Genomic DNA, 13,210 nt, shown 5'->3' with positions numbered 1-13,210 from the left:
GCTACCGTCGCTGGGAATGCAGAAATCGAAGGGGGCAGTGATGCAGGATTGGTTGTCGATGACGGCTTGTGATCTGGGTCGGGGCATTGGCATGGGCCAGATTGACCCGGTTGAACTGACAGAGACCTTTCTGACTGCGATAGCAGCCCACCCGCATCGCGACCGAATCTATGCCCGCGTGACCGAAGCGCGCGCCCGAGCCGAGGCTGAGGCGGCGCAGGAACGGGCCAAGCTGGGATTGCGCCGATCATTGTTGGATGGGGTGCCGATCAGTTGGAAAGACCTGTTCGATACTGCCGGGACTGCCACCGAGGCAGGAACGGCACTGCTGAAAGACCGGGTTCCTAAAACTGATGCAGTCGTGCTGCGAAATGCCAGTGCCATGGGCGCTGTATGCCTTGGCAAAACCCATATGAGCGAGCTGGCTTTCTCGGGTCTGGGCCTGAACCCGATCACCGGAACACCGCCCTGCATAGATGATGAGGATGCGGTTCCCGGCGGTTCATCCTCGGGGGCTGCGGCTTCCGTGGCTTGGGGGTTGGCAGCTTGCGCGATCGGCTCGGATACCGGTGGGTCAGTGCGGATACCGTCAGCCTGGAACAATCTGGTCGGGCTGAAAACCACTGCCGGGCGGGTCAGCCTGGAGGGTACAGTCCCGTTGTGCCTGCGGTTTGATACCGTTGGACCGCTGGCCCGCTCGGTCGAGGATGCGACCCATATGCTGGCCATGCTGGAGGGCGGTACGCCCGCTGATTTGCGCGGAGCCAATCTAGAGGGGCGTCGTTTTGCGGATTTACAGACTGTCGCCAAGGATGATTTGCGCGCAGAACCGCGTGTCGCTTACGAGGATGCCCTGGATCGGTTGCGTGAGGCCGGTGCAGATATCCTGCCTCTTGAGGTCCCTGAACTAGCCGACGCGATGGGGCTGTCGGGGGTTCTTTACCCCACCGAAGCCTATGGCCTGTGGCGCGATGTGATCGAGGCCAACCCAGATGTGATGTATCCCGAAATACTCGAACGGTTCCGTGCTGGACGAAATGCTTCGGGCCCCGATTATGTTGCAGCCTGCTCAAGGCTGAAGGCGTGTCGCGGTGCATGGGACGTGGCCACTGCCGGGTTTGACGCCGTTTTGGCCCCAACTGCACCGATCCTGCCGCCCAATCTTGAACGGCTGATGAGCGATCATGACTATTACGTCACCGAAAACCTGCTGGCTTTGCGGAACACCCGGATCGGCAACCTCATGGGGCTGGCAGCGCTGACCTTGCCGACCGGAAAACCGGGCTGCGGGCTGATGATGATGGGTTATCCGGGGTCCGAAGAGGCGCTTTTGCGGCTTGGTTCCGCGGCCGAGGCCGCATTGGCCTGAATGCCACAATCCCCTGATTCGGCACCGCTTTGTCTGGACGAAGCCCCGCCCGGCCTGTAACCTGCTTGAAAACGGGGCGAAATGATCCCGATATTGAGGCAGTAGTTATGAATTTCCCCGAGCGGTTTTCGAACCTTCCGGAATACGCATTCCCGCGCCTGCGCACCCTGTTGGATCATCACCAACCGGGCGGTGAAGTGATTCACATGACCATTGGTGCGCCGATGCACGCTTTTCCGGCCTGGGTCAGCGACGTGATTGCGGAAAATGCTGCCGGTTTTCAGGGATATCCGCCGAATGAGGGCTCGGCCGAGCTGCGCGGTGCGATCACTGACTGGATTGCACGCCGTTATGGCGTCACGATGGATCCGGACACGCAGGTTATGGCCCTGAACGGGACGCGCGAAGGGTTGTATAACGCCGCCATGGCGCTGTGCCCCGAACAGAAATACGGACAAAAACCGGTCGTTCTGTGCCCGAACCCGTTCTATCAGGTCTATATGGTTGCCTCGATCTCGGTCGGGGCTGATCCGGTTTTTGTCCCGGCCACGGCGGCCACAGATCATCTGCCGGACTATGCGGGATTGCCCGCCGATGTGCTGAACCGCACCGTCGCCGCCTATATCTGCTCCCCCGCCAACCCGCAGGGCGCAGTGGCCACGCGCGAATATTGGGCCGAGCTGATCCGGCTGGCCGAGACATATGATTTCCGCATCTTCGCCGATGAATGCTATTCCGAGATTTACCGCGACACAGCGCCAACGGGTGTTTTGACGGTCGCAAAGGAACTGGGCGCTGATCCCGAACGGGTCACGCTGTTCAACTCGCTGTCAAAGCGGTCGAATGTGGCCGGGCTGCGGTCAGGTCTGATTGCAGGCGGGCCGGAAACGATCAAGCGGGTCAAGCAGTTACGCAATTATGCAGGCGCGCCATTGCCGCTGCCGTTGCAGGCCGCCGCCGCAAGGCTCTGGGCCGATGAGGCGCATGTGGACGAGAATCGCGCGCTCTATCAGGAAAAATACGCCATCGCAGACCAGGTGTTTGCAGGCATCCAGGGCTATATGCCGCCCGAGGCAGGGTTCTTTCTGTGGCTGCCGGTCGAGAATGGCGAGGAAACCGCATTGAAACTGTGGCAGCAGACCGGAGTTCGGGTGCTGCCGGGGGCATATCTTTCTCAAGGTGATCCGGGGCAAAACCCGGGCGAGCAATTTATCCGGGTCGCTATGGTGGCCCCAAAAACAGAGATGCGGCAGGGGCTGATCACGCTCCGCGACTGCATCTATTCGTGAGGTACGAGGGCAAAATGGCATCATATAACGCGCGCAACCGCGATCCATTGCTGGACAGCACGACTCAGGCCGCCATCGAAAGGCGCAGCAAAGAGTTGATCGGCATCGCCCTGATCCTACTTGGGTTGGCTTCGGCGGCAATGATCTGGTCCTACACACCGGATGACCCGAACTGGATGGTGTCGACGGATGCACCAGTGCAGAACTGGATGGGGCGTGTTGGTGCCTCGATCGCGGCGCCATTGTTCATGATTGTCGGTTGGGGCAGTTGGAGCATCGCGTTGGTGTTGATCGGCTGGGGTGTGCGTTTTGCCGGACATTTCGGTGAAGATCGTGCCGTCGCCCGCCTGATATTTGCACCGATCTGGATCGCCATTGTCTCGGTCTATGCGGCGACATTGGTGCCGGGTGAGGCTTGGCGCGTAACGCATAGTTTTGGGCTGGGTGGATTGTTTGGGGATACGGTCATGGGTGCCTTCCTGACCTTGTTGCCTATATCCTCGCATTTTATTGTCAAGCTGATGTCTCTGGCGATGGCTATTGGGATGCTGACGCTGGGCGTGTTTGTTCTTGGTTTCACCAAGGACGACGTGCGCAAGGGGTTCCGCGCCTTCCTGCTGGGATTGGTCATGTCCTATGACATACTGATGAATCTGCTGGGTCGTGGGGCTGCCGCAACAGCGGAGGCTGCGCGCGAACGTCGTGCCCAATGGGACGAACGCAAGACGGCCCGCGCCGAAGGGGCCGTGTTCGACGACGAGATTGCCTTTACGGACCCTGTTTTCAACGAGCCACTTCTGGAAGCGCCCGAACCGATAAAGACCGGCCTTCTGTCGCGCATTCCTGATCTGATCCGTCGCCCGGACCCCATGCCCGAACCCGAGCTGATCGACCGTGAACCTGTCGCGGGTTACGAGGAAATGCCGGGCGAGGATCGTATCCGTTCAAAGATTTCTGCCGCCGTGCGCAATCGTAAGGTTGCAGTCGGAGAGATGGCTCCTGAGCCCGATCCCGACCTGCCGCTGACCAAAGGGCGGGGCCGTGGACCCGACCCGTTGATCCTGAACGCAGGGCCTGCGGACGATCTGCCGCCCGAGCCGCCAGTGACATCAACCGGGCTGCCGCCCGAACCGATGCTGTCAGCGAAGCCTGAAACAGAATGGCAGGAACCGCTGCATCAGGATTTTGCGCCCGAGCCAGATTTCGATGACGAGGCCGTTTTCGAGGATGACGCCGATGAGATGCCGCAAGCCCGCCCAGCGATGAAAATCCCCGTGGCCGAGCCGCGCAAGCCTGTGGTTGCGCAACCCGTGCGCCGCACCCCGACGCCCTCGCGCCGGGCCCAGGCCGAGGCGCAGCCCGCGTTGTCGTTCGAGGAAAAGCACTCCGATTTCGAACTGCCTCCGCTGGGCCTGCTGTCCAACCCCTCCAGCATTCAGCGCCATCACCTGAGCGATGAGGCCCTGGAAGAGAATGCGCGGATGTTGGAAAATGTGCTGGATGACTATGGCGTCAAAGGTGAGATCGTCAGCGTCCGCCCCGGTCCAGTTGTCACCATGTACGAACTTGAGCCGGCTCCGGGTTTGAAAGCCAGCCGCGTTATTGGTCTGTCGGATGACATTGCCCGCTCGATGTCGGCCCTGTCGGCGCGGGTTTCGACCCTGCCGGGCCGCTCGGTCATCGGGATCGAACTGCCCAATGAAAACCGTGAAATGGTGGTGCTGCGCGAAATCCTTTCGAGCCGTGACTTCGGAGACGGCAATCAGGCGCTGCCTTTGGCGCTGGGCAAGGATATCGGCGGTGAATCCGTTGTGGCCAACCTGGCCAAGATGCCCCACCTGCTGATCGCGGGAACCACCGGTTCCGGTAAATCGGTGGCGATCAACACGATGATCCTGTCGTTGCTGTATAAGCTGACGCCGGATGAATGCCGCCTGATCATGATCGACCCCAAGATGCTGGAATTGTCGGTCTATGACGGCATCCCGCATCTGCTTTCTCCGGTCGTGACAGACCCGAAGAAGGCGGTTGTCGCCTTGAAATGGGTCGTGGGAGAGATGGAGGATCGCTATCGCAAGATGTCCAAGATGGGCGTGCGTAACATCGCGGGCTATAATGGCCGGGTGAAAGACGCGCTGTCCAAGGGCGAGATGTTCAGCCGCACGGTCCAGACCGGTTTTGACGACGAAACGGGTGAACCGATGTTCGAGACCGAGGAATTCGCACCCGAGTCGATGCCCTATATCGTTGTTATTGTCGACGAGATGGCCGACCTGATGATGGTCGCGGGCAAAGAGATCGAGGCCTGCATCCAACGTCTGGCGCAGATGGCTCGGGCCTCGGGTATCCACCTGATCATGGCCACGCAGCGCCCCTCGGTCGATGTGATTACCGGCACGATCAAGGCGAACTTTCCGACCCGGATTTCCTTCCAGGTGACGTCAAAGATCGATAGCCGCACCATTCTTGGTGAAATGGGCGCCGAACAACTGCTGGGTCAGGGTGACATGCTGTATATGGCGGGTGGCGCGAAGATCACCCGTTGCCACGGTCCGTTTGTCTCGGATGAAGAGGTCGAGGAAATCGTCAACCATCTGAAGCAATTCGGCCCGCCGGATTATATGAGCGGTGTGGTCGATGGACCGACGGAGGAAAAGGCTGATAATATCGACGCTGTTCTGGGTTTGAACACCGGGGGCAACACCAATGGCGAAGACGCCCTGTACGATCAGGCCGTGGCGATTGTGATCAAGGATCGCAAATGCTCGACCTCGTATATCCAGCGGAAACTTGCCATTGGCTATAACAAAGCTGCGCGTCTGGTTGAGCAGATGGAGGACGAAGGCATTGTTTCATCGGCAAATCACGTCGGAAAACGCGAAATCCTGGTGCCAGAGCAATAGGATATTTAATAACAAGGGCAGAGCGCTTATCTGGGTCTTATGAAACAGATTGCTTTTGCCCTTGCACTGACACTGGCCGCACCCGCCGCCTGGGCGGCGGACAAGCTGCCGCTGTCGCAGATATCGAATTACCTCAATGGCCTGAAAACTGTCGAGACGACATTTACACAGGTCAATGATGATGGCTCACTGAGCACAGGAAAGCTGTGGATCGCACGGCCTGGAAAGATGCGGTTCGAATATGACCCGCCAGACAGCGCCGTTGTGTTGGCGCGCGCTGGCACCGTTCAGATATTCGATCCGAAATCCAATCAACCGCCCGAGCAGTATCCGTTAAAGCGAACACCTCTGTCTCTGGTTCTGGCACGGAATGTCGATCTGGGTCAGGCTAATATGGTGGTTGGGCATGACTTTGACGGAACGGCCACTGTCGTGACAGCACAGGACCCGAAAAACCCTGACTCCGGTCGAATTGAGCTGATGTTCACCGGCGATCCGGTTGAGCTGCGAAAATGGGTGATCCACGATAATGCAGGCGGACAGACAACGGTTCTGCTGGGTCAGCTTGATACCGAAAAAAATCTAAGCAGCAGCTTGTTTTCGAACAAGAACAGAAGCGGGTCAGGCAATCGCTGACCCGCTGTTTGTTCAGTAACGACAGCCTGACAGTTGCGCCTGGTACATCCGGGCGCGCGCATCCACATCATTGGCCACGTTCAGCAACCACGTCTTGCTGTAATGGCTGCCGCGGGCATAACCGGTATGGCCTTCATGATAGGCCAGATACTGATTGCGCGTGTCGCTTGGCTGGATGCCATTCCGCTCATAGCTTTTGTTCATGTACCAGCCGATGAAATCCGAAGCGTCGCGGATACGGTCCCGCTTGGCCCGGCGTTTGCCGGTTTCGCGCTGATACTCATCCCATGTCCCGTCCAGCGCCTGGCTGAAGCCATAGGCGCTGCTCTGACGGCCCATCGGAATCACACCCAGAACATATTGATGGGGCGTTCGCGCATCGTGGCGATACCGGCTTTCCTGATAGATCGTTGCCATCTGAACGTGAACGGGGATTCCCCATTTCCGCTCGGTGCTTTTGAACGCCTTGATATATTCGGGCCGTTCACGCGCAATGCTGCATGCATCATTCAGCTTGCTGGGTGGCTGGTTAGAACCACCCCCGCAGGATGCCAAAAGCAGCACCCCGAAGAGTACGATAAGAATTCTGCTCATGTGCCTCGTGCCTTTTTTCTTCATTCTAGCGCAGATTGAGCGATTAGGAAATCACAATCGCTACAGAACAAAAGCTAGAATTATAGGCAAAGCGCCGACGGACATCAGGGTTGAGACCATAACCAGCCCCGCAACCGCGTCAGAATCCGCCTCGAACCGTTCGGCCAGCAGGTATGAGGTTACGGCAACCGGCGTACACATCTGCACCACCAGAACGCCGAACGCGACGTTATCCAGATCAAACCCTTTTGCGATTGCCCATGCCAGGGCAAAACACACGACCAGTTTCAACGCCGATAGCCAGACCGCTTGCCCTAGCTTTCTGGTGGTCAGCCGCGCAATCGCAACACCAAGCGTGATCAGCATCATCGGAATCGCCATCTGTCCCAGCAGGTCCAGCGTATTGGTCACGAAGACAGGTGTTTGCCAGCCCTGCCACAGAAACAGCGCCCCCAGCAGAGTAGCCCAAACCATGGGTTCACGTGCTACCTTGCCGAAAGCGCCTTTTCCCGCCACCAGGTAGATCCCGTAAGTAAAGGAAAACAGGGCGGTAACGGCCAGAAATATCACCGCGAAACCCAAGCCTGCCTGCCCAAATGCGAAAATGGCCAGAGGCAGGCCCAGATTCCCCGTGTTGCCGAATATCAGCGGCGCCAGATAGGTGCGCCTTTCCAGCTTGCTGGCCCGGACAAATACGCCAAATGCGACCGCCAGCCCGACATGGCCTGTGATGGCGGCCAAAGTGAAACGGGTCAGCTCTCCGGGCGGGATCTGGGTTTGCATCAGGGCCACGAAAATCAGGCTGGGCACGGCGAGCGTCACCGCAAGGCGGGTCACAAATTGCAGCCCGTATTCAAAGCCAAGTTTGACCCAGGCAAACCCGATCCCCGCCAAGAGGAAGACCGGGGCCACGATTTCGAGTACTGTCAGTAAGAGGTTCACAGACTGTTTCCCATTATTTTAGATCAATGATTGGCATTCCTATGAGGAAACGGGTAGTAAGACCTTTGGGGGCAAACGTGATGCTAAAGACACAAGCAAAGTACCGGCTGGGCCAAGTCGTCCGCCACAAAAAACATCCCTTCCGAGGGGTGATTTTTGACGTGGACCCAGAGTTTTCAAATACCGAAGAATGGTATCAGGCCATTCCCGAAGACAGCAGGCCGATCAAGGATCAGCCGTTTTATCATCTGTTGGCGGAAAATGACCAATCCTTCTATGTTGCTTATGTTTCTGAACAAAATCTGATTGCTGACCAGTCCGGAGAACCGGTCGAGCATCCGGATATCCCTGATATGTTTGGTCCGTTTGAAAACGGCGCATATCCGTTGCATTTCCATTTGAACTAAAATTGGAAGCGTGGGTGAAGCCGGGCCCATACTGTCAATAACCAAGCGCGCACCCATCTTTTCGTGGATCGCTTGCGCCTTGCAAAACGCCGCTCTTCTGGATTCGGATCGCTTGAGCCCCGCCAAGAGGTGTTTCTGAAATCAAAACTTTGTGGCCGATTTCAGATAATTGTTGCGCAACATTACGCGGAATTCCGCGTTCCAGTTTCAAGACAGGTCCGTCTGCAAAGGCGCGCGGTGTGTCTATGGCCTGCTGCAGCGCAAACTCATCGTCGGTTAGTAGCGAGACCAGCTTTGCATGCCCTGTGGGCTGAAAGGCGCCACCCATCACACCGAAGGGCATCAGGATTTTGCCTTTCTGTTTCAACATGCCGGGAATGATTGTGTGCATCGGACGTTTGCCGCCGCCGAACTCGTTCGGATGGCCTGATTGCAACGTAAATCCAGACCCACGGTTTTGCAGCAGAATGCCGAATTTCTCAGAAGCGATACCGGATCCAAAGCTATGAAAGATCGAATAGATCAGCGATACCGCCATCCTGTCCCTGTCGACCACCGTGATATAAACCGTGTCCTTGTGGATGGCTTCGGTCAGTGGGGCAGCAGCGGGCATGGCATGGTTTGGATTGATAAGCTCTGCCAGCCGATCGGCTGTTGTCTGGTCCCAAAACCTGTCTGCGTGTGTCGTATGATCCGGATCGGCGATGAACCTGTTGCGGGCATCGTAGGCGAGTTTTGAGGCTTCGGCCTCGATATGCAGACGCTCTGCGGATAGCGGATCCATGGATCCGAGGTCAAAGTTCTTGAGGATATTCAGCAGCAAAAGGGCGGTTGCACCTTGGCCATTGGGCGGATGTTCCAGCAGGTCCAAGCCACGATAGTGCCCTGCGACCGGAACTGTAGGTGTGGCGGCGGTCGCGTCCAGATCTTCTGCTGTGTGTACCCCGCCCATGGCCGTCAGGGTCGAGATAATATCTTCTGCGACCTCGCCCGCGTAAAACGCCTTTCGTCCGTATTTGGCGATTCTGCGCAGCACTTCTGCCTGCCCGGCGGACCGGAACATGTCTCCGGTCTTTGGAACGTCTCCTTTCAGCAGATAGTGGTTCCTGGCTGCCCCCTGCAACGTGTTAGCACCCGGGCCCCAATCAAAAGCCACACGTGGGGCGACCGGCACGCCCTGGTCTGCATAGCGGATGGCGGGTTGCAGGATGGCGTCCAGCCCTAGTTTGCCCTCGGTTTCGGCCAGCTGGCAGAACGCCTCGACCGCGCCGGGAATGGTGACCGCATCCGGTGTATTGAGTGGAACTGCAGTCAGTCCCTTATCGCGCAAGCTGCCAGCGTTGGCTGCTGCCGGTGCCCGGCCAGAGCCGTTGAGGGCCCGAACCTCATCTTCTCCGGCGCGGTTGTACAGAACAAAGCAATCTCCGCCCAGGCCGGTCATTTGTGGTTCGCAAAATCCCAAAAGCACTGCCCCGGTGATGGCTGCGTCCATCGCGTTGCCACCTTGCTGTAGAATGCCAAGGGCCGCTTGGGCTGCCAGCGGGTGAGATGTGGCGCACATCCCTTCGGTCGAAAAAACTTCGGATCTGCCTGGTGCCTGAAAATCCCGCATTGCGCTGCCTTCCCGTGTGATCGCGCAGAAGGTATCGCGCGTCCGGGTATTGTCCAGTCAAATCAAAGGGGAAGTTCCTCGGCATCGTTCACTGGGTGGGGGCTGTGACATACGATGCCGAGGGAAGCTATCTGAGCTACAGTTAAGACTTTGATCTTTGTTTGCGGCGCTACAATGGTTCGAAAAGGGCCTTATTGTGACGTTTTATAGCCCTAATCCGGGTCGAGAAAACTGAATCGCAGTGACAACCGGTTGCAGCCTTCGCTACGGTCATAGCGGATTTCACTGGTCAGTTGGTGGATCAGAAACCATCCAAATCCCCCCTCGGGCAGGTCTTCACGTCTTTCCCCCAGAGGTGCAGGTGCACCTTCTGGTACGCGAAAGCCAGGAAGGGGATTGCCGGTATCCGAGATGAGGATTTCCAACCAGTTCTGATGCAGGCGGCAGTGTACCTTTACGCTGGCGGGCGTGGTTCCGGCATAGGCGTGTTCAACGACATTGTTAATGGCTTCGGCCAGGGCAATTCTGACATCAGCCGCTTTGTGTGCAGGCAGCCCTTTAGACGACAGTGCCTGGCTCAACTTGGCAATGCCAGAACTTGCTTCGACCTCGGTCGCAGCGAAGCTCAAATCGAAACTGATGCCGTTACACATTAGCCTAGCGCCTGTTCAGTTTCTCCTTGTGTTCAATCCGGCGCACCGGACAGTGCGTCATCCATCGTTGGGTAAAGCTTGAACACTGTGTCCATGCGGGTAAGACGAAACACCTTTTCCACAAAAGGCTGAAGACCTGCCAGATCCAGGCGCCGTTCAGCCCCGAGTTGTTTCATGGCGGCGACAATGGCGCCCAAACCACTGGAGTCAATGAATTCGACACCGCTGAGATCCAGAACCACACGCACAGCCCCACCTTCGGTTTCCGTGCGCATGTTTTCTTTGAACTGAATGGCCATTGCGGCATCAATCCGGTTGGATTGTACAGTAATTATTTGAATATTTTTGGTCGTAGTACTGGACAGGCCCATACGTGACGGTCCTTTAACTGAAATCGCTCGTAGAAATACGCTAGACGGGAATTCTTACCATTCGGTATCCATTGAACGACAAGAATTTAGGAGCGCCCAGATGAAGCAAGTTGTAATCGCCGGAGCAGCACGTACCCCGATGGGTGGATTTCAAGGAATGTTCGATGGTGTTTCTGCCGCCGATCTGGGTGGAGCCGCGATCCGGGCCGCGCTGCAGGGTGCCGGTGCTGAAACGGTTGACGAAGTGCTGATGGGCTGCGTTCTGCCAGCCGGTCAGGGTCAGGCCCCTGCACGTCAGGCTGGGTTTGCAGCCGGTTTGGGCCAAGAGGTCCCGGCCACGACGCTCAACAAGATGTGCGGATCAGGGATGAAGGCTGCGATGATGGCCTTCGATCAGATCGCATTGGGCCATGCCAACACAATGATCGCAGGCGGGATGGAGAGTATGACGAACGCGCCCTACCTGTTGCCCAAAATGCGTGAGGGTGCGCGCTTGGGGCACGCTCAGGTCGTCGACCACATGTTTCTGGACGGGCTGGAGGACGCCTACGACAAAGGTCGTCTGATGGGCACTTTCGCCGAAGACTGTGCCGAGGCGTTCCAGTTCACCCGCGAAGCGCAGGACGAATACGCCCTGCAGTCCCTATCCAACGCGCTGGCCGCGCAGGACAGCGGCGCGTTCGACGGTGAAATCACTCCGGTAACCGTCCGCACAAGGAAAGGCGAGGTCACGCAGTCCGCGGACGAGCAGCCGAAAACCGCCCGCCCGGAAAAGATACCTTCGCTGAAACCGGCTTTTCGCAAGGGTGGAACAGTGACGGCGGCCAACGCGTCGTCGATCTCTGATGGGGCGGCAGCTCTGGTTCTGGCGTCAACTGAAGCCGCCGAAGCGCAAGGTCTCACGGTTCGGGCGCGCATTCTGGGTCATTCCAGCCATGCGCAGGCTCCGGGATTATTCACGACTGCGCCAGTTCCCGCTGCGCAAAAGCTTTTGGCCAAAATCGGCTGGTCCAATGATGATGTGGATCTGTGGGAGGTAAACGAAGCCTTTGCTGTGGTGCCGATGGCATTCATGCATGAGATGGGTCTGACGCGTGACAAGGTAAATGTGAATGGTGGTGCATGCGCCCTGGGTCATCCTATCGGCGCTTCGGGGGCGCGTATCATGGTCACCCTGCTGAACGCGTTGGAAAAGCGGGATCTGAAACGCGGCGTGGCGGCGATCTGCATCGGTGGTGGAGAGGGCACTGCAATCGCGATTGAGCGCGTTTGACGCGGGGCCGATTCCACCATAGGTCCGGTGCTGTAGAACCTGTTTACAAGATCACTGACCGGACCCGCCCCCCATGACCATTGATTACGATACGCTGACCAAGACAATCGTCGCCCTAACCGCAGGCGAGACAGATCAAGTTGCTCTGATGGCGACAATCGCCTGTGAAGTTCATCACGCCGATGATCGGTTTGACTGGACGGGGTTCTATCGCGTAACAGATCCGGGCATTTTGAAAATAGGCCCCTATCAGGGTGGTCACGGGTGTCTGGTTATTCCCTTCGGGCGCGGTGTCTGTGGTGCCGCGGCGCGGACCGGAAAGGTACAGTTGGTGGCGGATGTGCATGCGTTTCCAGGTCACATCGCCTGCGCCTCGTCTACGCAGTCCGAACTGGTGCTTCCGGTGCGCAATGCATCGGGCGAGGTCATCGCGGTTTTTGACATCGACAGTGACCAGCCGGATGCGTTCACGGATGAGGACGCAGAAAAGCTGTCTGCAATATTGTCAAAGGCGTTTTCGGGCGAGTTAAGAGGGGCCTGATGCAAAATCGGTCCGTCTGTTAGACTGGAATGGACACTAATTGCGACTGGCCAAGGCATGATCCCGGACCAATTCACCACAGAGCGGCTTGCCGTGTTCCACTGGCAAGTGGAAGTCTCTGAAGCTGATCGCCTTTCAGCGTTGACTGCCGAGTTGGCAACCGTCCTGACGCCAGCGGTTCTTGAGCCCCTGCCGCCTTCGATGCAGGTCGAAGAAGCGCCCAGCGGGATGACCGACTGGATCGCGGCTCGCAAGACCGAAAGCGATGTTCTTCTTGTTCGGTTAAGGCAAAATAATCAGCTGATCGGACTGCTGATACTGGCCTCAGAACCCGAAGATCAGGCCGCACCAACCATCCACCTTGGATATCTGTTTGCCGAACGAGCCTGGGGCTGTGGCTATGCAACCGAACTTGTGTCCGGCTTTATCCCGGCCTGCGGCACGGGTCGCGCCATTCGGGTTTTGGCCGGGGTCGAGCACAGCAATCCCGCCTCTGCTCGTGTGCTACAGAAATCGGGGTTCACGCGATCCTCAGGTCACTCCACCGACGATACCGATATGTATGTCTGCGACATTTCCTAGATCCCATCGGGATCTTACGTGGCCTGCGGATCAAGCCA

Annotated in this window: 13 protein-coding genes; 8 read left to right on the top strand and 5 right to left on the bottom strand. The window is 57.7% G+C overall.

The features are described from left to right. Positions 1–40: 40 nt before the first annotated feature. The 4 genes from AC2FLG_RS14895 (at position 41) to AC2FLG_RS14880 (ending at position 6,197) form a co-directional block, all read left to right on the top strand. On the top strand, positions 41–1,369 hold the full coding sequence (locus AC2FLG_RS14895; RefSeq protein WP_496706804.1) for an amidase: 1,329 nt from the start codon (positions 41–43) through the stop codon (positions 1,367–1,369). A 107-nt stretch (positions 1,370–1,476) separates the two neighbouring features. Next, a complete protein-coding gene (locus AC2FLG_RS14890) occupies positions 1,477–2,658 on the top strand; it encodes an aminotransferase class I/II-fold pyridoxal phosphate-dependent enzyme (RefSeq protein ID WP_496706802.1) in 1,182 nt (393 codons plus the stop codon). Positions 2,659–2,672: 14 nt separating this feature from the next. Continuing rightward, complete coding sequence (locus AC2FLG_RS14885; protein ID WP_496706800.1) at positions 2,673–5,561, top strand: DNA translocase FtsK; 2,889 nt, start codon at positions 2,673–2,675, stop codon at positions 5,559–5,561. 39 nt (positions 5,562–5,600) lie between these two features. Beyond that, positions 5,601–6,197, top strand: a complete 597-nt coding sequence (locus tag AC2FLG_RS14880) for a LolA family protein (RefSeq protein WP_496706798.1) — start codon at positions 5,601–5,603, stop codon at positions 6,195–6,197. A 12-nt stretch (positions 6,198–6,209) separates the two neighbouring features. Here the strand turns inward: AC2FLG_RS14880 and AC2FLG_RS14875 are convergent, their stop codons facing one another. Together AC2FLG_RS14875 and AC2FLG_RS14870 are read right to left on the bottom strand one after the other, a co-directional pair. After that, on the bottom strand, positions 6,210–6,791 hold the full coding sequence (locus AC2FLG_RS14875; RefSeq protein WP_282021966.1) for a transglycosylase SLT domain-containing protein: 582 nt from the start codon (positions 6,789–6,791) through the stop codon (positions 6,210–6,212). A gap of 60 nt (positions 6,792–6,851) precedes the next feature. Further along, positions 6,852–7,733, bottom strand: coding sequence for an AEC family transporter (locus AC2FLG_RS14870; protein WP_496706796.1), 882 nt, complete (start codon positions 7,731–7,733; stop codon positions 6,852–6,854). 80 nt (positions 7,734–7,813) lie between these two features. Here AC2FLG_RS14870 and hspQ point away from each other — a divergent pair, with 80 nt between their 5' ends. Further along, positions 7,814–8,140, top strand: a complete 327-nt coding sequence (hspQ, locus tag AC2FLG_RS14865; RefSeq protein ID WP_142637073.1) for a heat shock protein HspQ — start codon at positions 7,814–7,816, stop codon at positions 8,138–8,140. Between the two features lie 34 nt (positions 8,141–8,174). Here the strand turns inward: hspQ and AC2FLG_RS14860 are convergent, their stop codons facing one another. From AC2FLG_RS14860 to AC2FLG_RS14850, 3 genes are all read right to left on the bottom strand, one after another. Continuing rightward, complete coding sequence (locus AC2FLG_RS14860; protein ID WP_496706795.1) at positions 8,175–9,752, bottom strand: gamma-glutamyltransferase family protein; 1,578 nt, start codon at positions 9,750–9,752, stop codon at positions 8,175–8,177. A gap of 212 nt (positions 9,753–9,964) precedes the next feature. Continuing rightward, positions 9,965–10,405: an ATP-binding protein gene (locus AC2FLG_RS14855; RefSeq protein ID WP_496694160.1), complete on the bottom strand. Its 441-nt coding sequence runs from the start codon at positions 10,403–10,405 to the stop codon at positions 9,965–9,967. A 32-nt stretch (positions 10,406–10,437) separates the two neighbouring features. Continuing rightward, positions 10,438–10,776 (bottom strand): STAS domain-containing protein, encoded by a 339-nt coding sequence (locus AC2FLG_RS14850; protein WP_496706793.1) that lies wholly within the window; start codon positions 10,774–10,776, stop codon positions 10,438–10,440. Positions 10,777–10,876: 100 nt separating this feature from the next. On the opposite strand from AC2FLG_RS14850, the gene AC2FLG_RS14845 reads away from it, so the two are divergent. The 3 genes from AC2FLG_RS14845 to AC2FLG_RS14835 all read left to right on the top strand — a co-directional run bounded on the left by AC2FLG_RS14845 (position 10,877) and on the right by AC2FLG_RS14835 (position 13,172). Next, on the top strand, positions 10,877–12,049 hold the full coding sequence (locus AC2FLG_RS14845) for a thiolase family protein (RefSeq protein WP_496706791.1): 1,173 nt from the start codon (positions 10,877–10,879) through the stop codon (positions 12,047–12,049). A gap of 73 nt (positions 12,050–12,122) precedes the next feature. After that, positions 12,123–12,590 carry a GAF domain-containing protein gene (locus tag AC2FLG_RS14840; RefSeq protein ID WP_496706790.1) on the top strand — a complete coding sequence of 156 codons (468 nt, stop codon included), beginning with the start codon at positions 12,123–12,125 and terminating at the stop codon, positions 12,588–12,590. A 57-nt stretch (positions 12,591–12,647) separates the two neighbouring features. Continuing rightward, complete coding sequence (locus tag AC2FLG_RS14835; RefSeq protein ID WP_496706788.1) at positions 12,648–13,172, top strand: GNAT family N-acetyltransferase; 525 nt, start codon at positions 12,648–12,650, stop codon at positions 13,170–13,172. Positions 13,173–13,210 lie beyond the last annotated feature (38 nt).

The sequence above is a fragment of the Ruegeria sp. CDSA193 genome (assembly GCF_059611885.1).
The sequence above is the reverse complement of the archived record's forward strand: the minus strand, read 5'-3'. Positions and strand labels throughout refer to the sequence as shown.

Coding starts and splice junctions, on each gene's coding strand:
- AC2FLG_RS14895 (WP_496706804.1), top strand. CDS start 41: ATGCAGGATTGGTTGTCGATGACGGCTTGTGATCTGGGTCGGGGCATT.
- AC2FLG_RS14890 (WP_496706802.1), top strand. CDS start 1,477: ATGAATTTCCCCGAGCGGTTTTCGAACCTTCCGGAATACGCATTCCCG.
- AC2FLG_RS14885 (WP_496706800.1), top strand. CDS start 2,673: ATGGCATCATATAACGCGCGCAACCGCGATCCATTGCTGGACAGCACG.
- AC2FLG_RS14880 (WP_496706798.1), top strand. CDS start 5,601: ATGAAACAGATTGCTTTTGCCCTTGCACTGACACTGGCCGCACCCGCC.
- AC2FLG_RS14875 (WP_282021966.1), bottom strand. CDS start 6,791: ATGAGCAGAATTCTTATCGTACTCTTCGGGGTGCTGCTTTTGGCATCC.
- hspQ (WP_142637073.1), top strand. CDS start 7,814: ATGCTAAAGACACAAGCAAAGTACCGGCTGGGCCAAGTCGTCCGCCAC.
- AC2FLG_RS14860 (WP_496706795.1), bottom strand. CDS start 9,752: ATGCGGGATTTTCAGGCACCAGGCAGATCCGAAGTTTTTTCGACCGAA.
- AC2FLG_RS14855 (WP_496694160.1), bottom strand. CDS start 10,405: ATGTGTAACGGCATCAGTTTCGATTTGAGCTTCGCTGCGACCGAGGTC.
- AC2FLG_RS14850 (WP_496706793.1), bottom strand. CDS start 10,776: ATGGGCCTGTCCAGTACTACGACCAAAAATATTCAAATAATTACTGTA.
- AC2FLG_RS14845 (WP_496706791.1), top strand. CDS start 10,877: ATGAAGCAAGTTGTAATCGCCGGAGCAGCACGTACCCCGATGGGTGGA.
- AC2FLG_RS14840 (WP_496706790.1), top strand. CDS start 12,123: ATGACCATTGATTACGATACGCTGACCAAGACAATCGTCGCCCTAACC.
- AC2FLG_RS14835 (WP_496706788.1), top strand. CDS start 12,648: ATGATCCCGGACCAATTCACCACAGAGCGGCTTGCCGTGTTCCACTGG.